This window comes from Vibrio sp. 9-16B-A1 (assembly GCF_056726165.1).
In genome coordinates, this window is sequence record NZ_JBSDZD010000009.1 from 48,454 (window position 1) to 67,186 (window position 18,733).

17 protein-coding genes are annotated in these 18,733 nt (G+C 53.2%); 5 read left to right on the top strand and 12 right to left on the bottom strand.

Annotated features, from left to right (window positions below; translation table 11 throughout):
• The gene (rppH, locus tag ACVB80_RS15065) at positions 1 to 519 is read right to left on the bottom strand and encodes an RNA pyrophosphohydrolase (protein ID WP_481082115.1); all 519 of its coding nucleotides are present in this window, start codon (positions 517 to 519) and stop codon (positions 1 to 3) included.
• Between the two features lie 632 nt (positions 520 to 1,151).
• Between rppH and mutH the strand changes: the two genes are divergently transcribed.
• Positions 1,152 to 1,817, top strand: a complete 666-nt coding sequence (gene mutH, locus ACVB80_RS15070; RefSeq protein ID WP_481082116.1) for a DNA mismatch repair endonuclease MutH — start codon at positions 1,152 to 1,154, stop codon at positions 1,815 to 1,817.
• Between the two features lie 66 nt (positions 1,818 to 1,883).
• On the opposite strand, the gene ACVB80_RS15075 is transcribed toward mutH, so the two are convergent.
• From ACVB80_RS15075 to xerD, 8 genes are all read right to left on the bottom strand, one after another.
• Positions 1,884 to 2,195 (bottom strand): DUF6482 family protein, encoded by a 312-nt coding sequence (locus tag ACVB80_RS15075; RefSeq protein ID WP_481082117.1) that lies wholly within the window; start codon positions 2,193 to 2,195, stop codon positions 1,884 to 1,886.
• 299 nt (positions 2,196 to 2,494) lie between these two features.
• Positions 2,495 to 2,749, bottom strand: coding sequence for a DUF1127 domain-containing protein (locus ACVB80_RS15080; RefSeq protein ID WP_481082118.1), 255 nt, complete (start codon positions 2,747 to 2,749; stop codon positions 2,495 to 2,497).
• Positions 2,750 to 3,209: 460 nt separating this feature from the next.
• On the bottom strand, positions 3,210 to 4,541 hold the full coding sequence (locus ACVB80_RS15085; protein WP_481082119.1) for a sigma-54-dependent transcriptional regulator: 1,332 nt from the start codon (positions 4,539 to 4,541) through the stop codon (positions 3,210 to 3,212).
• 305 nt (positions 4,542 to 4,846) lie between these two features.
• Positions 4,847 to 6,367: a lysine--tRNA ligase gene (gene lysS, locus ACVB80_RS15090; RefSeq protein WP_481082120.1), complete on the bottom strand. Its 1,521-nt coding sequence runs from the start codon at positions 6,365 to 6,367 to the stop codon at positions 4,847 to 4,849.
• 34 nt (positions 6,368 to 6,401) lie between these two features.
• Positions 6,402 to 7,500 (bottom strand): peptide chain release factor 2 gene (gene prfB, locus ACVB80_RS15095; protein WP_481082121.1). Its coding sequence is split into 2 segments (ribosomal slippage): positions 6,402 to 7,424 and positions 7,426 to 7,500, totalling 1,098 coding nucleotides; the frame shifts between segments, so codons are not numbered across the junction.
• A 242-nt stretch (positions 7,501 to 7,742) separates the two neighbouring features.
• Positions 7,743 to 9,482, bottom strand: coding sequence for a single-stranded-DNA-specific exonuclease RecJ (gene recJ / locus ACVB80_RS15100; RefSeq protein ID WP_481082122.1), 1,740 nt, complete (start codon positions 9,480 to 9,482; stop codon positions 7,743 to 7,745).
• Positions 9,483 to 9,546: 64 nt separating this feature from the next.
• A complete protein-coding gene (locus ACVB80_RS15105; protein WP_481082123.1) occupies positions 9,547 to 10,284 on the bottom strand; it encodes a thioredoxin fold domain-containing protein in 738 nt (245 codons plus the stop codon).
• Between the two features lie 32 nt (positions 10,285 to 10,316).
• Complete coding sequence (gene xerD, locus ACVB80_RS15110) at positions 10,317 to 11,216, bottom strand: site-specific tyrosine recombinase XerD (protein ID WP_481082124.1); 900 nt, start codon at positions 11,214 to 11,216, stop codon at positions 10,317 to 10,319.
• A 138-nt stretch (positions 11,217 to 11,354) separates the two neighbouring features.
• Between xerD and fldB the strand changes: the two genes are divergently transcribed.
• A complete protein-coding gene (fldB, locus tag ACVB80_RS15115) occupies positions 11,355 to 11,873 on the top strand; it encodes a flavodoxin FldB (RefSeq protein ID WP_481082125.1) in 519 nt (172 codons plus the stop codon).
• Positions 11,874 to 11,986: 113 nt separating this feature from the next.
• Here fldB and brnQ read toward each other — a convergent pair whose 3' ends face one another.
• A complete protein-coding gene (gene brnQ, locus ACVB80_RS15120) occupies positions 11,987 to 13,297 on the bottom strand; it encodes a branched-chain amino acid transport system II carrier protein (protein ID WP_481082126.1) in 1,311 nt (436 codons plus the stop codon).
• A gap of 289 nt (positions 13,298 to 13,586) precedes the next feature.
• Between brnQ and ACVB80_RS15125 the strand changes: the two genes are divergently transcribed.
• Complete coding sequence (locus ACVB80_RS15125) at positions 13,587 to 14,306, top strand: tRNA1(Val) (adenine(37)-N6)-methyltransferase (RefSeq protein WP_481082127.1); 720 nt, start codon at positions 13,587 to 13,589, stop codon at positions 14,304 to 14,306.
• 73 nt (positions 14,307 to 14,379) lie between these two features.
• Positions 14,380 to 15,618: an ATP-dependent RNA helicase SrmB gene (gene srmB / locus ACVB80_RS15130; protein WP_481082128.1), complete on the top strand. Its 1,239-nt coding sequence runs from the start codon at positions 14,380 to 14,382 to the stop codon at positions 15,616 to 15,618.
• A 222-nt stretch (positions 15,619 to 15,840) separates the two neighbouring features.
• Here the strand turns inward: srmB and yaaA are convergent, their stop codons facing one another.
• Together yaaA and ACVB80_RS15140 are read right to left on the bottom strand one after the other, a co-directional pair.
• Positions 15,841 to 16,617 (bottom strand): peroxide stress protein YaaA, encoded by a 777-nt coding sequence (gene yaaA / locus ACVB80_RS15135; protein WP_481082129.1) that lies wholly within the window; start codon positions 16,615 to 16,617, stop codon positions 15,841 to 15,843.
• Positions 16,618 to 16,881: 264 nt separating this feature from the next.
• Positions 16,882 to 18,312, bottom strand: a complete 1,431-nt coding sequence (locus ACVB80_RS15140; protein WP_481082130.1) for an alanine/glycine:cation symporter family protein — start codon at positions 18,310 to 18,312, stop codon at positions 16,882 to 16,884.
• A gap of 115 nt (positions 18,313 to 18,427) precedes the next feature.
• Here ACVB80_RS15140 and ACVB80_RS15145 point away from each other — a divergent pair, with 115 nt between their 5' ends.
• Positions 18,428 to 18,625, top strand: coding sequence for a hypothetical protein (locus tag ACVB80_RS15145; protein WP_481082131.1), 198 nt, complete (start codon positions 18,428 to 18,430; stop codon positions 18,623 to 18,625).
• The last annotated feature ends 108 nt before the right edge of the window (positions 18,626 to 18,733 follow it).

An 18,733-nucleotide genomic window follows, 5' to 3' on the forward strand; every position in this document is an offset into this window, starting at 1 on the left:
TTATCCTCTCCGGTTCTTCCGTTTACCTTTGGTCTTGCGTTCTCTGAATGGCATCGCCAGGGTGGCAAACTCTTTCATCGCCCGACGGTAAACGTCGCGTTTGAAAGACACCACCTGACGCACCGGATACCAGTAACTTACCCAGCGCCAGCCATCAAATTCAGGCGTCGTTCCCCGCTGCATGTTGATCCTTGACTCTTCACAGTCAAGCCGCAGCAGGAACCATTTCTGTTTTTGTCCGATACAGACGGGTTTTGAGTCCCAGCGCACCAGGCGCTTTGGCAGCTTATATCTCAGCCAGTGGCGGCTGGTTGCCAGAATGGTGACATCTTTTTTGGTTAACCCTACCTCTTCGTACAGTTCCCGGTACATCGCCTGCTCAGGCGTTTCGCCATCATCGATGCCTCCCTGGGGAAACTGCCAGGAGTGTTGTCCGTATCGTTTAGCCCAGAACACCTGACCATGGTTGTTACAAATTACAATTCCCACGTTTAAGCGGTAACCATCGCCATCGATCACTGGCTAACCTCAAATATAAATCTCTGTTAATGGTGATTTTTCCACATATCCCCAGGCGGGGCAAACTTCCATGTCGCATAACCTGATTTTTTATTCCCGCCCTCACGACACCTGAATAACTTTTAACCAACACAAAACTTATCAACACTCAAATGAGACCTAAGCCACATTTATTCACTTTTTCTGTGAATAAGTGTGTGAAGAAGCCAGATGAAAACCAGCATTGAGGAAAACCGCATTCAACAGCTCAAACCAAAACAAAATCGAAAAATGCAATCAAATACATATATAACAAGCGCTTACCAAAGACCACCTTCACATCAAACCGGACAAAAAAACAACGATCTTTTCCGTTGAACAGATCGGTTAAAGATCCACCACCCCTGCCTTTATCCACATGACGCCAATAAAAAAGTGATTAAAACAGCATCACCACACCGGTTTATTGGCTTTGCAGCCCTGTTTATCGATCCAGTAATGCGTTTAATCCCCTGACAACGCCACCAGCCTGTGGATAACCTCTGTTGTGATCAATTATTGTCCCATCAGGATCCTGACCAGATACACCACCATTGTCGCTATGCCTGCCTGGTGTGATAAAATCAGCTCCCTTTTTACTTCCGGATACGTTAATGAAACCCACGCCCAAATCAGAACAGGAACTGCTGGAGCGCGCCTTTGCCATTTCCGGCTACAGCTTTCGCGAGCTGGCTGAAGAAGCCGGAATGACAGTACCTGAGAACCTGAAAAGGGAGAAAGGCTGGGTTGGCCAGCTGCTGGAGTGGCATCTGGGAGCCAGCGCAGGCAGTAAACCCGAGCCGGACTTTGCTGAACTGGGGATCGAACTCAAAAGCATCCCGGTCAGCTATCAGGGCAAACCTCTGGAGACCACCTTTGTGGCCGTCGCTCCTTTGATTGGTGTGCACGGCCTGACCTGGCAGCAAAGCCACGTGCGCCACAAACTGGCCCGCGTACTCTGGATCCCGGTAGAGGGAGAGCGGGAGATCCCTCTGGGCGACCGCCGGGTGGGCACCCCGCTGATGTGGAGCCCGTCAGAGGAAGAAGAGCAGATCCTGAAACAGGACTGGGAAGAGCTGATGGAAATGATCGTGCTGGGCCAGGTCGAACAGATCACCGCCCGCCATGGTGAAGCGCTGCAGCTGAGGCCCAAAGCCGCCAACAGCCGGGCACTCACCGAAGCGTACGGCGCTAACGGTACCCCCATCATGACCCTGCCGAGGGGCTTCTATTTGCGCACTCAGTTTACCGGAAAGATCCTCAGCGATTACTTCAGCTGAAGCCGGCTCCGCCATACCTCAATGAATGCCTCAGTTAATGCCTCAGTTAATGCCTCTGCTCATACCTCAGTGTACGGCCAGCCGGATATCGTTATAGCTTGAGTGTGCCGTGCTGCCAAACTCGTCATCCGCATTATGCAGGCGCAGATACGCGTTGTGCACACCAAGACGGTGCAGTTCCTCTTTCACCTGGTCCAGACTCTGGTAATGGACCGGTTCCTGCTCCTCTTTCAGGCGGATCGGCTCAAGATGATGTTTGTATTCCACCGCCAGCACATAGCAGCCAGCATCTCCACAGCTGATCACATAGATCTTCGGCTCATCAGTATGGTCGATATGTTTGGCGTGCAGCCAGTGATTGAGTTGCTCCCGGTTCATTCTGCCTCCCTGAGCCTGCCCTCTGGAACTTAGTTAACAGCGTTGTTAATAAGCATAGACCAATCCCGGCAGCGGTACTTGTGCAGGCTTTGCAACAGAAACCTTACCCGAAGACTGAGCGGATACGGCATGAAAGCGCAATAATGAAAGATTAAGCAGATACAAAAACCTGCATCGACAGTGATGAGATCGCACTGTCTGCGGAGTTACTGAGTGATACCGGCAGTACCGGAGTCCGCAACTCCGGTTCCTGCCCTTAAAGGATAACGGGGCTGCCGCCTTGCAGCAGCCCCGGTCTGTTACGTGAGGATTCGCGTTCGCACCACCCGCCGCAGATGACGAAGACGGCGCTCAGCGGTCACTGCCGGCGGCTCATCGGATCCGATAACAGCACGATAATCACTGTCCAGACCAATGTCTTTCAGCAGGTGCGCGTTATGCCATGGAATATCCACACTGGCACGGCGCAGTTTGTTCCGCCATTCACGCTCTTCGCGCTTCAGTTCGGCTTTAACCAACAGGGTTGCTAAACGAATGTATACAGAGTGACGCATAATATTTCTCCGGTTTGATAATACCGGGCAGGGAAAAACGCCTTTTGGGGAGTACTGCAGGATCAAACCCGCTCAGGCTGCTTTTCCGCAGCCCAAAGGGTTACGGATCAATTAACGTGCGGTGTAATCACCGGCCGGAATGAAGGTCATATCGGCGGTTACGGACACTGAAGCACAAAGATGCTGAGCAAATACGAAATTAAGCATGATTGCGCCTCCTGCGTTAATAAATCCAAAAAAAAAGAAGAGAGTTGTTCAGACAGTCTGTCTGACACGGTTAAATGTTAACCTGAACGAACGAAATATCAACCGTTTATTTATAAGTAGGGCAAATAAAAACAATCCAACCAATTCATTGCTGTGAATCTGCTGGAATACAGAACATTTCCATATAAAGCGGTTATATAACAGAACAGGGCGCTATAAGCGCCCTGTGATTACTGATTTAAGCGCCTGCCGCTTACATACTACCGGCTTCGGCAACCAGATTGTGCTTGCTGAGCAGACGGTACATGGTTGCCCTGGAGACACCAAGCTCCTTGGCAGCCTGGGTGACCTGACCTTCGTGAGACTCCAGCACCATCAGGATTGCCTCCCTTTCACTGCGCTCACGAATCGATCTCAGACTGCGGCGGCTGTCCGAACGCCTTGGCAGATCCAGCTGCGACTCTTCAATCACTACCGAGTCCGACATCAGCACCACCCGTTTGATCTGATTACTCAGCTCACGCAGGTTACCCGGCCAGTGATAATGGCACAGCGCCTTCATAGCCACTTCAGAGAAGCTTTTCGCCCTCGCGTTATACTCCTGCGAATAAGCCATCAGATAGTAGTTAGCCAGGTGAGGAATATCCCCGGGACGTTCTTTAAGACCAGGAACGCTCACTCTCAGCACGTTAAGCCGGTGATAGAGCTCCTGATTAAAATCCCCGTCGAGCAGGGCCTTTTCCATATCGGAATGGTTCGCCACCAGGATCCGCACATCCACTTTGCGTACACTGTGCTCCGCCGACTCCACCGTGCCTTCCTGGAGGAAGTCGAGCAACCGCTGCTGTGAATACGGCGACATACTGAGAATGTCGTTAAACAGCAGAGTGCCGCGGTCGGCCTGCTCAAGCAGGGATGGCTCACTGTAATCGAGGCCAAACACCTCCCGCTCCATACGCTGCTCCGACATAGCGCCGCAGTTGACCGTAATAAACGGCCCCTTGGAGCGGGAAGAAGTGGAGTGGATTGCCCTGGCGACTTTCTCTTTGCCCGAACCGGACTCACCGAAAATCAGAATACTGACATCCGTCGGCCCGACCCGTTTGACCTGATCCCGCAGGCGCTTGACCGCCATTGATTCACCTATCAGGCCCATATCGCTGTTCTGACCATAATACGGCCAGACTTTCTTCTCCAGCTTGAGCATACCCAGCTGGTGACCGATTGTATTCAGCAGTTGTGCGTCGGGAATTGGCGCGGTAAAGAAGTCGATGCAGAAGTTGACGATAAACTGGCAAATCGTATCCGAAGCCAGCTGAGACTCGCGAATAAATGCGATCCAGCGGACGTGCTTGTGACTGCTGACCAGATTGGCCAGCCCGTTTAAGCTAAACTCATCCTGACTGAGATCCACCACGCCGATACACGGCCCGATCTCAGTAAACAGGGTTTGTGCTTCCCTGAGATCATCACACCGCTGACAGCGCCAACCAACCTGTTCCAACACCTTTATCCAGGGCTCATGTATGCCCCCAACCAAAACCAAAGAACCCGGCACAGAATCCATTCGGAACTGATTACCCATGTAGTTATCCTTTGTCTCTATTTAGAATTGTTATAGTTCAGCCATCATCCTAACGAATATTTGCTCTGAATACATAATCCGTTATCACCAGACAGAGATTGTCTCGTTTATAAGACATAGTTCATATCTGCAGGGAGTCAAGGTTCCCGGCTGATCGAGTTCATATTAATAACAAATAACACAACATAAAAAGATGGGGATTCGTGATAAATACGAGCGAGATCGGGATTTATAAAATTTAATATTTGGATACAAAAAAGCCAGCTGAAAGACAGCTGGCTTCGAAGTACTTAATAAACAGCAGATTACTGTTGTGGACGCATTGCCGGGAACAGAATTACGTCACGGATGGTGTGCGTGTTGGTAAACAGCATAACCAGACGGTCGATACCGATACCCTGACCTGCTGTTGGTGGCAGGCCGTGCTCCAGTGCAGTGATGTAGTCTGCATCGTAGAACATCGCTTCGTCATCACCAGACTCTTTCGCTTCAACCTGAGCTTTAAAGCGCGCATCCTGGTCTTCTGCATCGTTCAGCTCCGAGAAGCCGTTTGCTACTTCACGGCCACCGATGAAGAACTCAAAGCGGTCAGTGAAGAACGGGTTGTCGTCGCTGCGGCGTGCCAGAGGAGAGATGTCCGCCGGGTAACCGGTGATGAAAGTAGGCTGCATCAGCTTAGGTTCAGCTGTTTCACCAAAGATCTCTTCCAGCAGTTGACCACAGGTCCAGAACTCTTCCACTTCAACGTGTACAGACTTGGCGATAGATACCATCAGGTCACGGTCTTTCAGATCTTCTTCAGTCAGAGCCTGGATCTGAGCGTGGTCCGGGTTGTAGTGCTTGATCGCTTCGAACATGCTCATGCGAGCGTACGTGCCGCCAAACTCTACAGAGTGGTCACCGTAAGGCATAGAAGTCGAACCCAGAACTTCCAGTGCTACTGAGCTCAGCAGCTCTTCAGTGAAGTCCATCAGATCGTTGTAGTCTGCGTACGCCATGTAGAATTCCATCATGGTGAATTCAGGGTTGTGACGCGGAGACAGACCTTCGTTACGGAAGTTACGGTTGATTTCGAACACACGGTCAAAACCACCCACAACCAGACGCTTCAGGTACAGCTCTGGTGCAATACGCAGGTACATTGGCAGATCCAGCGCATTGTGATGAGTGATAAACGGACGTGCTGACGCACCGCCAGGGATCACCTGCATCATTGGGGTTTCTACTTCCATGAACTGTTTGGTGTTCATGAAGTTACGGATCGCAGACATCACCTTAGAACGGATGATGAACGCGGTGCGCGAATCTTCGTTAACGATCAGGTCAACGTAACGCTGACGGTAACGCATTTCCTGGTCGGTCAGACCGTGGAACTTCTCTGGCAGAGGACGCAGTGCTTTGGTCAGCAGCTCGTACTCTTCCATGTTCACGTACAGGTCACCTTTGCCTGATTTGTGCAGTGCACCTTTCACACCGATGATGTCACCGATATCCAGGCCCTGGTACTTCTCTTTCAGTTCTTTCTGTACGTCTTTGGCAGCGTATGCCTGAATGCGGCCAGAAGTTTCCTGAATAACAAGGAATGGACCACGCTTCGCCATGATACGACCTGCGATCGATACCACTTTGTTCAGCTCTTCCAGTTCTTCCTTGCTCTTTTCACCGAATTCTTTTTGCAGGTCGCCAGCCAGGCTGTCACGACGGAAGTCGTTAGGGTGGCCGTTAGCCTTGCAGCTCTTGCGGATCGCTTCCAGTTTGGCGCGACGCTCAGCAATCAGCTTGTTTTCTTCTTGTTGCAGTGTTTCGTTTTGAACAGCATCAGTCATTTTCGATCTATCCTGTCAGTGGTCGGTGAAAAGCTTACAGCCCTGATTTCAGGCTGGCTTCAATAAATTTATCCAGGTCGCCGTCGAGAACCGCCTGAGTATTGCGGTTTTCAACTCCGGTACGCAAATCTTTGATGCGTGAATCATCCAGCACGTAAGAACGGATCTGGCTGCCCCAGCCGATGTCAGACTTAGCGTCTTCGTTGGCCTGCTTCTCAGCGTTCTGTTTCTGAAGTTCCAGTTCGAAAAGCTTAGCGCGCAGCTGCTTCATCGCCTGGTCTTTGTTTTTGTGCTGGGAACGGTCGTTCTGACACTGCACTACCGTGTTGGTTGGCAGGTGGGTAATACGAACCGCAGATTCGGTGGTGTTTACGTGCTGACCACCCGCGCCCGATGCACGGTAAACGTCAATACGAAGATCGGCCGGGTTGATATCGATATCGATGTTTTCATCGACTTCCGGATAAACAAACGCTGAGGCAAATGAAGTATGACGACGACCGCCTGAATCGAACGGCGATTTACGCACCAGACGGTGAACACCGGTTTCTGTGCGCAGCCAGCCGTAAGCGTACTCACCAGAGATGCGTACCGTTGCTGACTTCAATCCTGCCACATCCCCTTCTGAAACTTCAATCACTTCTGCTTTGAAGCCTTTCGCTTCAGCCCAGCGCAGATACATACGCAGCATCATCGAAGTCCAGTCCTGAGCCTCGGTGCCGCCAGAGCCCGCCTGGAGGTCGATATAACAATCAGAGCTGTCGTGATCACCGGCAAACATACGGCGGAACTCTAACTTCTCAAGCTTAGTTTCCAGTTCTGTAAGTTCCGGCTCGATTTCATCGAACGTTTCCTGGTCTTCTTCTTCCACTGCCAGCTCAAGCAGACCGTCAACGTCTTCCACGCCCTGGTCCAGCTGTTCAATGGTTTCTACGACCGCTTCCAGAGAGGCACGCTCTTTACCCAGCGCCTGTGCGCGCTCAGGTTCGTTCCATACATCCGGTTGCTCAAGTTCTGCGTTTACTTCTTCAAGACGCTCTTTTTTGGCGTCATAGTCAAAGGTACCCCCTCAGGACATTCGTGCGTTCAGACACGTCCTGCAGGCGGTTTTTAATAGGATTGATTTCAAACATGGGAGCTCATCATTTGTGAGTAGAATTTAACCGGGGAATTCTACTCAAAAATGTGATGGAGATACAGGAAAAAATTGGGGGAAGAGCGGTTCTATGGTGCTTTGGCCCTGTGGGTAATCACACTGCGAGATGGAAGACACGAGATGCGAGAACCACAGAACCACAGAACCACAGAACCACAGAACCACAGAACCATTCTGCCCTCTCGCCTCTCAAAGCAAAGCGCCCTCGTACCTGAAAGCCTACAGCCCTTCCAGATATTCCACCATCAACTGCAGCGACTGATTCCCGCGAAACTCATTAATATCCAGCCGGTAAGCCAGGCGGACGGTTTTGACCGAGGCGTCCGGCCAGCGGCGCAGGTCGACGTTGAAGGCAATCGCATCGAGCATGATATGGGTTGGGTGGCCCTTAAACAGCGGCTCAACCATCAGCTTGAGGTGTTTCTCGCCCACCAGTTTCTGGTGGAGTACCTTGAACTCACCGTCAAACACCGGTTCCGGGAACGCCTGTCCCCACGGGCCGGAGTTGCGCAGCAGCTCGGCGGTCGGCAGGTTAAACATTTCCGGGGCCAGCTCGCCGTCAGACAGGACCACGCCCTGCAGTGCGCTCTGATCAACCTCGCGGCGCACCTCTTCGTCAAACAGACGGGCAAAGCGGTCAAAATCGGCCTCTTTGATGGTCAGGCCCGCCGCCATGGCGTGGCCGCCAAACTTAAGGATCAGGCCCGGGTTCTGGGTATCGATCCGGTCCAGCGCATCGCGCATATGCAGCGCCGGGATCGAGCGGCACGAGCCTTTGATCAGACCGTCACCGCCGTCCGCAAAAGCAATCACCGGACGGTGATACTGCTCTTTGATCCTTGAGGCAAGAATACCGATCACCCCCTGGTGCCAGTCACGCTGGAACAGGGCAATACCAAACGGCAGTTCACTTTTCGCGCCAAACTCCAGCCGCTCACAGAAAGCCATCGCTTCCTGCTTCATCCCCTGCTCTATCTCTTTTCTGGTCTGGTTGAGGGCATCGAGTTCGCTGGCCATCCGTCTTGCCGCGTGGATGTTGTTACACATCAGCAGCTCGACTCCGAACGACATATCATCCAGCCGTCCGGCAGCGTTAATGCGCGGGCCAAGGGCAAAACCAAAGTCCGCCGCTACCAGGCGGTGCGGGCTGCGCTTGGCGACTTCCATCAGCGCCTGAATACCCGGGCGCGCTTTACCGGCACGGATACGCTGCAGACCCTGATGAACCAGAATGCGGTTGTTCTCATCCAGCGGCACCACGTCTGCGACAGTCCCAAGCGCCACCAGGTCAAGCAGTTCCATCAGTTTGGGCTCAGCCAGCCCCTGCTCTGCAAACCAGCCTTTGGCACGCATTTCAACGCACAGCGCCATCATCAGATAAAACGCCACCCCCACACCGGCCAGCGACTTGGACGGGAATCCGCAGCTGGTCAGGTTCGGGTTTACCATGGCATCAGCTTCCGGCAGGGTTGCACCAGGCAGGTGATGATCGGTGACCACCACCGTCATGCCTTTCTCTTTGGCGTAACGTACCCCTTCGATAGAGGAGACGCCGTTATCCACCGTCATGATCACTTCAGCGCCAATCGCCAGCGCCTGATCCACCACTTCAGGACTCAGGCCATAGCCGTCTTCAAACCGGTTCGGGACCAGGTAATCGACGTTATGGCTGCCGAGCATTCGCATCGCCAGCACCGACAGGGCACTGCTGGTCGCGCCATCGGCGTCAAAATCCCCGACAACGATAATCCGTTTGCCATCGCGAATCGCTTCAAACAGCAGCGCCACCGCCCGCTCAACACCATCGAGCAGGCGGTAGGAGTGCAGCCCTTTGGCACCACGCTCCAGCTGATCGGCACTGGTGATCCCACGGCTGAGATACAGACGGCGCAGCAACTCAGGAATGGAGTCTGGCAACAGGGAAAGGTCCACCTCGGGGCGGCGTTGAATTTGGATCATGCTTGGTAACCTGGTGAGTCAGTGGGAAGCCCCGGCAAAACCGGGGCGAAAGAGCAAAGAGAAATCAGTTCTGGACAGCCATGGCATCAAGCTGAGCCAGCAGATCTTTTGGCTCCATAAAGCCACCGATCACCCGGCCTTCTGCGGTCACGATCGCCGGCGTACCGGTCACACCAATCTTACGGCCAAGCTCATGATGCTCTGCGATGGTTTTCAGGCACTGCTGAGCATTTTCCGGCTTCTTGCTCAGGCTGCGCTGAAGTTTCACATCATCCATCGCCGCTTTGCGGTCATCAGAACACCAGATCTGCGCCATGGTCAGGCCAACCTGGCTCTGTACACCGGCACGCGGGAAAGCCATGTAGCGCACGGTAATGCCCAGATCATTGTAGCCCTGCATCTGACGGTGCAGTTTCAGGCAGTAACCACAGTCAACATCGGTGAAAACCGTAATGGCATACTTTTCATTCTTCGCTTTGTATTCAATCCAGCTTGACGCGTACTCAGGGATTTTATCGGCATAACGTTTGGCGATCACATCAGTAAACTGGCCCTTCTTATCCAGCGAGTAAAGCTTGCCGTGCAGAAAGTAATCTCCGCTGGCTGTAGTAAAGAACATTCCCTGACTGGTATGTACTTCGTACAGACCATCGATATCGCTGTTTTGTACCTCAGTCACAGCCATACCCAGACCGGCAAAGCGGGCTTCGATCTCCGCCACGTTAGCCGGCTTGGCTGCAAAGGCAGAAACAGAGAGCAGAAGAGTTGAACCAATCAGTGCCAGTCGGCGTAATAAAACCATGATTTCCGTACCTTGTGTATGTTGAGTCATTATTATGCGCGCGGATGGTGCTGCTGATGCAGCTGCTTTAACCGCTCCGTCGCGACGTGAGTATAAATTTGGGTAGTGGATAAGTCACTATGCCCAAGCAGCATTTGCACCACTCTGAGATCCGCTCCGTAATTAAGCAGGTGAGTAGCAAACGCATGACGCAGTACGTGCGGTGACAACGACTCATGATCGATTCCCGCCAGGGTGGCGTAGAACTTGATCCGGTACCAGAAGGTCTGTCTGGTCATCTGCCGGGCCCGTTTACTGGGAAAGACCACATCGCTGCTGGTCTCGCCGAGCAGCGCCGGCCGCCCATTAGCCATAAAGCTCTCCAGCCACTCGACTGCACTCTCCCCCATCGGCACCAGGCGCTCTTTCCCGCCTTTACCGACCACGCGCACCACGCCCTGGCGCAGACTGACGTTTTCCATCGTCAGGCTGACCAGCTCGGTCACACGCAGGCCAGTTGCGTAAAGCAGCTCCAGCATGGCTTTATCACGCAGCTCCAGCGGGTCTTCCGGGTCCGGCGCATCCAGCAGGGCATCCACCTGCTGTTCAGAAATATCTTTTGGCAGCCGTTTGGGCAGTTTCGGGCTCACCAGCAGCGCGCTGGGATCATCGGCGCGCTCCTTTTCCCGGTGCAGGTACTGGAACAGACGGCGGATCGCCGACAGCATCCTCGCCCGGGAGGTCTGCTTGTAATCCTGATCCACCAGCCAGCTCTGGTATTCCTGCAAACCCGCCGTAGAAATAAAGCCCAGCCGGTAATGATTGATATCCATCCAGCTCAACAGTTTGGTCAGATCGTTCCGGTAAGAAGCCAGGGTATTCTCTGACAGCCCCCGCTCCATCCACATGGCATCCAGAAAGCGCTCCACCAATGCCTGGTCACTTGCGAGCATACTACCTCAGTAACACAAATTATTTGCCTTTCAGGGTAAGGGAGGCAGCCGGGAAAGCCAACAAAAATCGGCCTATTGGATCTGCGCGGCCGTTTGGGTTTAGAATCATTCCCCATACTTCAACAGCATGAGCATACTATGAAGACAGGACTGTTTTACGGCTCCAGCACCTGCTACACCGAAATGGCCGCCGAGAAGATCCGCGCCTTTATCGGAGAAGACCTGGTAGATATCCATAACGTCAAAGACACCCCGCTGACGCAGATGAACCAGTATGATCTGCTGCTCCTCGGGATCTCCACCTGGGATTTTGGTGAAATCCAGGAAGACTGGAGCCAGGCATGGGACCAGCTTGGCGGAGTAAATCTCAAAGGCAAATACGTGGCACTGTTCGGGCTCGGCGATCAGGAAGGCTATGGCGAATGGTTCCTTGATGCGATGGGTCTTTTGCACGATGAGCTGAAGAACTGCGGCGTACACTTTATCGGCTACTGGCCGAACCAGGGTTATGAGTTTGAAGCCTCAAAAGCCCTGACCGAAGATGGCAGCCACTTTGTCGGCCTGGCACTGGATGAAGACTCACAGTACGAACTCAGCGATGAGCGGATTGAGCAGTGGTGTGAGCAGGTGCTGACGGAGTATCACGACGCGCTCTAAAGGCTCTGGGCTCTGGGCTCTGGGCTCTGGGCTCTGGGCTCTGGGCTCTGGGCTCTGGAAAACGTATAAAAAAAGGTTGGCAATCGCCAACCTTTTTTATTGCTTCAATTCGCTTATGCGGCTTCGCCTTCCAGCTCTGCGCGCGGGCTGCCGATGAAGAACATCGCGATAATTGCAGCGAAGGTTGGCATTACCCATGCCATGCCCACTTCAAACAGTGGCAGCATGCTGAATACGCTCATATCCAGGCCGGATACTTTCGCGGCATCCAGCAGGGCGAACAGCAGGGCTACGCCGATAACCACGCGGTAAGCAACCGCAGGGTTTGGCAGACGGCTACGTACGAATGCCAGTGCGACCAGCGCAATTGCCACCGGGTACAGGGCGAACAGCACAGGTACCGACAGGGAGATAAGCTGAGCCAGACCTACGTTTGCCACAACCGCACAGATAACACCGATCACGATTACCCACTGGCGGTAAGTCACTGAAGTCAGGCTGCTGAAGTAATCAGAACAGGCTGAGATCAGGCCGATAGCCGTAGTCAGACACGCCAGCAGTACGATGGTCGACAGAACAATCTGACCCGCGCCGCCAAACAGGGACTGCACGTACAGGCTCAGAACCACGCCACCGTTGTCCGCACCCGCCGCTACCGCAGAGCTGGTCGCGCCCAGGTAGAAGAGTGAGATGTAAACAAATGCCAGACCGGCTGCCGCAATCACTGCCGCGCTGACCAGGTAACGGGTGGTCGCTTTCTGCTCTGTGATGCCTTTGCTGCGCAGCGCATCAACCATCAGCATACCGAACATCAGGGCACCAAAGGTATCCATGGTGTTGTAACCCTCAAGGAAGCCAGTGGTCAACGGCTGAGCCACGTAAGCGCCCTGAGCGGCAAGGATGTCGCCCTGAGGATTCACAAATACCGATACCGCCAGCACGATCAGACCCACGAACAGCGCCGGAGTCAGCAGCTTACCGATAGTGTCAATCAGCTTGCCCTGAGACCACGCAAAGAACATTGCAGTGGCAAAGAACAGTACTGAGAACAGGGTCAGGTGCAGCTGAGAAGCGTCGGCAAAGAACGGTTTTACCGCCATCTCATAAGCGACCAGACCAGTACGCGGAGCTGCAAAAGCAGGACCTATAATGATAAAAATCAGCACCGCGATCAGGGTTGCAGCCTGTTTTGGCAGATGGTGTGACAGGTGATCCCAGGTACCGCCCACCTTCGCAATGGCGATAATGGTGATCAGCGGCAGACCGACTGCGGTAAACAGGAAGCCCGACATCGCCGGCAGCAGGTTATCCCCGGCCAGTTGACCAGCAAGAGGAGGGAAGATTATATTGCCTGCCCCCAGGAAGAACGCGAAGAGCATAAAGCCCACAGCGATGACATCAGTTGTCTTAAGTTTTTGATTCACTGATAACCCTTATAATAATCTTGTGTTTGCATGTAATCTGATATTTTCTTCTGAAAAGATCGGCAAGAATAATGACGAAATAGAATTCAATAAACAATAGCTGACCAAAAAACACGACAATAATTTACAAAACGGTCAGGAAAGCAGTTTTATTCACTGGATTACTAAAAAAAGGCAGTGGATATAATTAACGCAAATGTTTACATAAAGAGATCAATTCAGATAATTTCACTAAACAGACGCTTACTGACAGCAACAAATCCCATTAAATGAGCAACAATTCAACGATATGAAAATTTCCAGCGCACAAACAAAAGACTTTCATTTCAAGAAGTTCTCCGTTACCGGAGGAAATGCGGGCATGCCAGTCAGCACCGATGGGGTGATTCTTGGCGCCTGGGCGGCACTGGAAAACGCTCAAACCGTGCTCGATATCGGCACCGGAACCGGGCTGCTGGCACTGATGAGCGCGCAGCGAAATCCTGATGCCCGAATCACCGCGCTGGATATTGACCACAACGCCTGGCAGACCGCTGCAGCCAACTTTGCCGCCAGCCCATGGGCAGATCGTCTCAGCGCCCGTCATCAGGATCTGCTCGACTGGGGCAAAGAGGCGCGCTTTGACCACATCATCTGTAACCCCCCCTACTTCACCAGTGGCGAAACCGCACAGGCGCAGCACCGTGCTCAGGCCCGCCACGTTATTACCCTCACTCACGCCAGCCTGCTTGAGCGCTGCTGGCAGCACCTTCAGGCGCACGGCCGGGCGAGCTTTATCCTGCCGCTGACCGAAGGGGAGCAATTCATCATACTGGCAGAAAAACAGGGATTTCATTTAACCCGCCGGCTCAATGTCCGCACTACCGCCAAAAAGCCGGTCAGCCGGATTCTGCTGGAACTGGCAAAGCAGCCAGGCGAATATCAGCCTGAAGAGCTGCTGATTCACCACAATGGCGGCTACAGTGAGCAATTTATTGCCCTGACCTGCGAGTTTTACCTAAAGATGTAGTGATCCTGGCTGGCAGACCTCTTATAATGTCCGGCTTAACTCTTTTTTCTTCCTCACTCTGTGGAGAATCACTGTGATCAGAAACTTTGCTGAACTCGACCTGGACGACAACCTGCTGGCAGCCATCGAAGAGATGGAATTTGAACGCCCAACCCAGGTTCAGGCGATGGCGATCCCTGCGGCTCTGGATGGCCGGGATGTTCTGGCATCGGCGCCGACCGGAACAGGCAAAACCGCTGCTTTCCTTATTCCAGCCCTGCAATACCTGCAGGACTTTCCGCGTAAGAAGCCGGGACCTGCCCGTATTCTGATCCTGACTCCGACCCGTGAGCTGGCGCTGCAGGTAACCGAGCAGGCGAAACAGCTGGCCAAACACACCAAACTGAACATCTTCTCCATCACAGGTGGCGTAGAGTATCAGGAGCACGCAGACGTACTGGCCAAAACCCAGGACATCGTTATCGCAACTCCGGGCCGTCTGATGGAATACATCAACGCCGAGCGCTTTGACTGCCGCGCTATCGAATGGCTGGTGCTCGACGAAGCTGACCGCATGCTGGACATGGGCTTTGGCCCTGTGGTTGACCGCCTGTCTGGAGAGTGTCGCTGGCGTAAACAGTCAATGCTGTTCTCTGCGACCCTGGAAGGCAAAGGCGTGGAAGGCTTTACCGCTGACCTGCTGAACAACCCGGTTGAAGTAAACGCCGAACCGTCACGCCGTGAGCGTAAGAAGATCGTTCAGTGGTACCACCGCTGTGACACCGCAGAGCACAAACTGGCGATCCTGCGTCACCTGCTGACCGAAGAAATCGAGCGCGCGATCGTATTTGTCAAAACCCGTGAGCGTCTGGCCGACCTGCGTGCTCACCTGGAAAGCAACCAGGTACCATGCGCCTGGATCCAGGGTGAAATGCCTCAGGACCGCCGCAACAACGCGATCCGCCGCTTCCGTGAAGGTGAGATCAACGTACTGCTGGCCACCGACGTTGCCGCCCGTGGTATCGACGTGCCGGACATCAGCCACGTGATCAACTACGACATGCCGCGCACCGCAGACGTCTACCTGCACCGCATCGGCCGTACCGCCCGTGCCGGTAAGAAAGGCAACGCCGTATCCCTGGTAGAAGCCCACGACCAGCCAATGATCGACCGCGTAATGCGCTACACCAAAGACGAAATCAAAGAACGCTTCGTCGAAGGCATGCGCCCGCAACACAAAAAACCGGTTTTCAAAAAGAAAAAGAAAGCCAAAAAAGACGATAAGAAAGGCGGCAAGAAAACTGCGGCCAAAAAGCCGAAGAAAAAGAAGTAGACAGAAGGCTCTGGGCTCTGGGCTCTGGGCTCTGGGCTCTGGGCTCTGGGCTCTGGGCTCTGGGCTCTGGGCTCTGGGCTCTGGGCTCTGGGCTCTGGGCTCTGGGCTCTGGGCTCTGCAAGCACGGTTTCTTATCCAAGTATTACTGTCAACACGATAGCTAATCTTCCCACTTCACTTATCGCGAATTCCCCAGCGCCTAGCGCCCCGAGCCCAGCGCCTTTACTTCATCTCTTCCCGCTTAAACACCAGCTCCGCCGCCGTCGATTCACTCTCATCAAAGTAATACCCCGCCACATCAAACTCCGTCAGTTGCTCAAGACGTTCGATACGGTTTTCGATGATGTAGCGTGCCATCATGCCGCGGGCTTTTTTGGCGTAGAAACTGATCACCTTGTACTGACCGTTTTTGCAGTCTTTAAATACCGGGGTTACCACAGTAGCGTCCAGTTTGGCGGGTTTGACCGACTTGTAGTACTCATTTGACGCCAGGTTGATCAGCACGTTGTCGCCCTGCTCAGCCAGTGCCTGGTTTACCTTCTCGGTGATCAGCCCGCCCCAGAACTGGTACAGATTGGCTCCGCGCGGGTTGGCAAGTTTAGTGCCCATCTCCAGCCGGTAAGGCTGCATCAGATCCAGCGGCTTCAGCAGGCCATACAGGCCCGACAGCATACGCAGGTGCTTTTGCGCGTAATCGAAATCTTCTTCACTGAAAGTCTGCGCTTCCAGCCCGGTATAGACATCCCCTTTAAACGCCAGCAACGCCTGACGGGCATTCTCAGTGGTAAATTCCGGTGACCACTGCTCAAAGCGGGCGGCGTTGAGGCCGGCAATTTTATCGCTCACTTTCATCAGGCTGGAGATATCCGCCGGAGTCAGCTTGCGGCACTCTTCAATCAGCTCTGCGCTGTGCTCTGTCAGCTCCGGCTGGGTGTAACGCTCTGTCGCCAGTGGCGACTCATAATCCAGCGTCTTAGCTGGCGAGATCAGGATTAGCATGACTTTACTCTCTTGGAATTATTGTTTTGATGGAATCGCAGTTCCAATAATACACCCTGTGTCGGCTCAATCAGGCAGACACTGAACACAGACACGCATAAACCCATCCCTGGGGCTCCACCTTGCCGTCCTTGGGGGCCGCCCAGGTGCAAGAAGGGTCTGCTTATCAGTGTCTGCCTGAACAACCTTCATCCGGAATAAAGCTAAGAATATAAAAAAAGCCATGCTGAGTCAGCATGGCTTTATCAATCGTTGTAACAGCGGTTACTTATGACCGTTGTTATCCCAGATACCCTCTTCCAGCTGAGACTTCAGCTCCGGGTAATCATCGGCGTTGAACGTTGGCACTTTACCCGCGTCCAGCTGACGGTTGTAGTCTTTGGCCAGCTTAACCACGATCCCCGACAGCAGCAGAATCGCCACCAGGTTCACGATAGCCATCAGGCCCATCGACACATCCGCCATGCCCCATACGGTAGGCAGCTCAGCAAGGGAACCAAACATCACCATACCCAATACGATGATACGGAAGATATGCAGACCCGCTTTCTTGTTGTGCTCAAGGAAAACCAGGTTGGTTTCCGCGTACGAGTAGTTCGCAATGATAGAGGTGAAAGCGAAGAAGAAGATCGCCACAGCAACAAAGATGCCACCCCACTCACCAACCTGACTGGTCAGCGCGCGCTGAGTCAGCTCGATACCGGTGATCTCACCATGCGGTACATATTCACCAGACATCAGGATGATAGCAACCGTTGCAGAACAAATAACGATAGTATCCATAAACACGCCCATCATCTGCACGTAACCCTGTGAAGCAGGGTGTGGCGGATAAGGGGTTGCCGATGCCGCGGCGTTAGGCGCAGAACCCATACCCGCTTCGTTCGAGAACAGACCACGTTTGATACCGTTGATCATCGCCTGGGCAATCGCGTAACCCAGACCACCGGCGGCCGCTTCCTGGAAACCAAACGCACTCTTAATGATCAGAGACAGAACGCCAGGCAGCTTCTCAAGGTTGGTCAGCATAATAAAGACAGCCAGTGCCAGGTAAGCCAGTGCCATAACAGGAACCAGGATCTCAGCAGTACGGGCAATCTTACGCAGGCCACCAAAGATGATGAACGCAGACAGTACCACCAGGGCAATACCGGTCATTTTAGGCTCAACACCAAAAGCATTGTTCATTGCGCCGGTGATCGAGTTCGCCTGAACCGCGTTAAACACCAGACCAAATGCAATGATCAGCAGGATGGAGAACAGGATACCCATCCAGCGCATACCCAGGCCTTTTTCCATGTAGTAGGCCGGGCCGCCACGGTAGTTACCGTCGCTGTCGCGGGTTTTGTAAAGCTGAGCCAGGGTACTTTCGGCAAACGAGGTTGCCATACCCAGCATGGCGATCAGCCACATCCAGAAAATCGCACCCGGACCACCAGCGGTCAGTGCAACGGCCACACCGGCCATGTTACCGGTACCCACACGGGCAGCCAGAGACGTACACAACGCCTGGAAAGAGGAGATACCTGCACTGTCGGCTTTACGGCTGTTTTTCAGCACGGAGAACATGTGGCCAAAGTGGCGAAACTGGATAAAGCCAAGACGCAGGGTAAAGAACACACCTACCCCTACCAGCAGATACACAAGAATCGATCCCCAAAGAAGATCGTTCATCAAGTTAATTAAATCTGTCACGTGAACCTCACATTGAGTTTATGACACAGACGCACGCTTACCGTGCTCCCTGAAAATTGACACCTGAAAGCCGCCGCTCTGGGCCAGCCTCCGTCATGCAACCCGGTGTCAGAGGATGTTGTTGTTTGCAATTTCACGCCGTGACGGCGTTGATGGTTGTTTTGACCGCCGGGATAATGCAGATGACGCGGCCAAAAAGCAATATGCAATCGATAAAATATCCCTTGCGGATTTCACCACATTAGCACCTTCTGTTAACAGGCATAACAAAAGTAAATGCCAAACAACAAAACAAAACACCAACATTTATTAACACAATCCGGGAAAATGCTGTTTGTGAACCCGGTTCCGGTTTTATTTGCCGCGAAGCATTGCCAATTCTGGGGCCTGATAAAAAGAGCCAGTTCTGCTTTTATTAACT

Coding starts and splice junctions, on each gene's coding strand:
- mutH (WP_481082116.1), top strand. CDS start 1,152: ATGAAACCCACGCCCAAATCAGAACAGGAACTGCTGGAGCGCGCCTTT.
- ACVB80_RS15075 (WP_481082117.1), bottom strand. CDS start 2,195: ATGAACCGGGAGCAACTCAATCACTGGCTGCACGCCAAACATATCGAC.
- ACVB80_RS15080 (WP_481082118.1), bottom strand. CDS start 2,749: ATGCGTCACTCTGTATACATTCGTTTAGCAACCCTGTTGGTTAAAGCC.
- ACVB80_RS15085 (WP_481082119.1), bottom strand. CDS start 4,541: ATGGGTAATCAGTTCCGAATGGATTCTGTGCCGGGTTCTTTGGTTTTG.
- lysS (WP_481082120.1), bottom strand. CDS start 6,367: ATGACTGATGCTGTTCAAAACGAAACACTGCAACAAGAAGAAAACAAG.
- recJ (WP_481082122.1), bottom strand. CDS start 9,482: ATGATCCAAATTCAACGCCGCCCCGAGGTGGACCTTTCCCTGTTGCCA.
- ACVB80_RS15105 (WP_481082123.1), bottom strand. CDS start 10,284: ATGGTTTTATTACGCCGACTGGCACTGATTGGTTCAACTCTTCTGCTC.
- xerD (WP_481082124.1), bottom strand. CDS start 11,216: ATGCTCGCAAGTGACCAGGCATTGGTGGAGCGCTTTCTGGATGCCATG.
- fldB (WP_481082125.1), top strand. CDS start 11,355: ATGAAGACAGGACTGTTTTACGGCTCCAGCACCTGCTACACCGAAATG.
- ACVB80_RS15125 (WP_481082127.1), top strand. CDS start 13,587: ATGAAAATTTCCAGCGCACAAACAAAAGACTTTCATTTCAAGAAGTTC.
- yaaA (WP_481082129.1), bottom strand. CDS start 16,617: ATGCTAATCCTGATCTCGCCAGCTAAGACGCTGGATTATGAGTCGCCA.
- ACVB80_RS15145 (WP_481082131.1), top strand. CDS start 18,428: ATGTTGTTGTTTGCAATTTCACGCCGTGACGGCGTTGATGGTTGTTTT.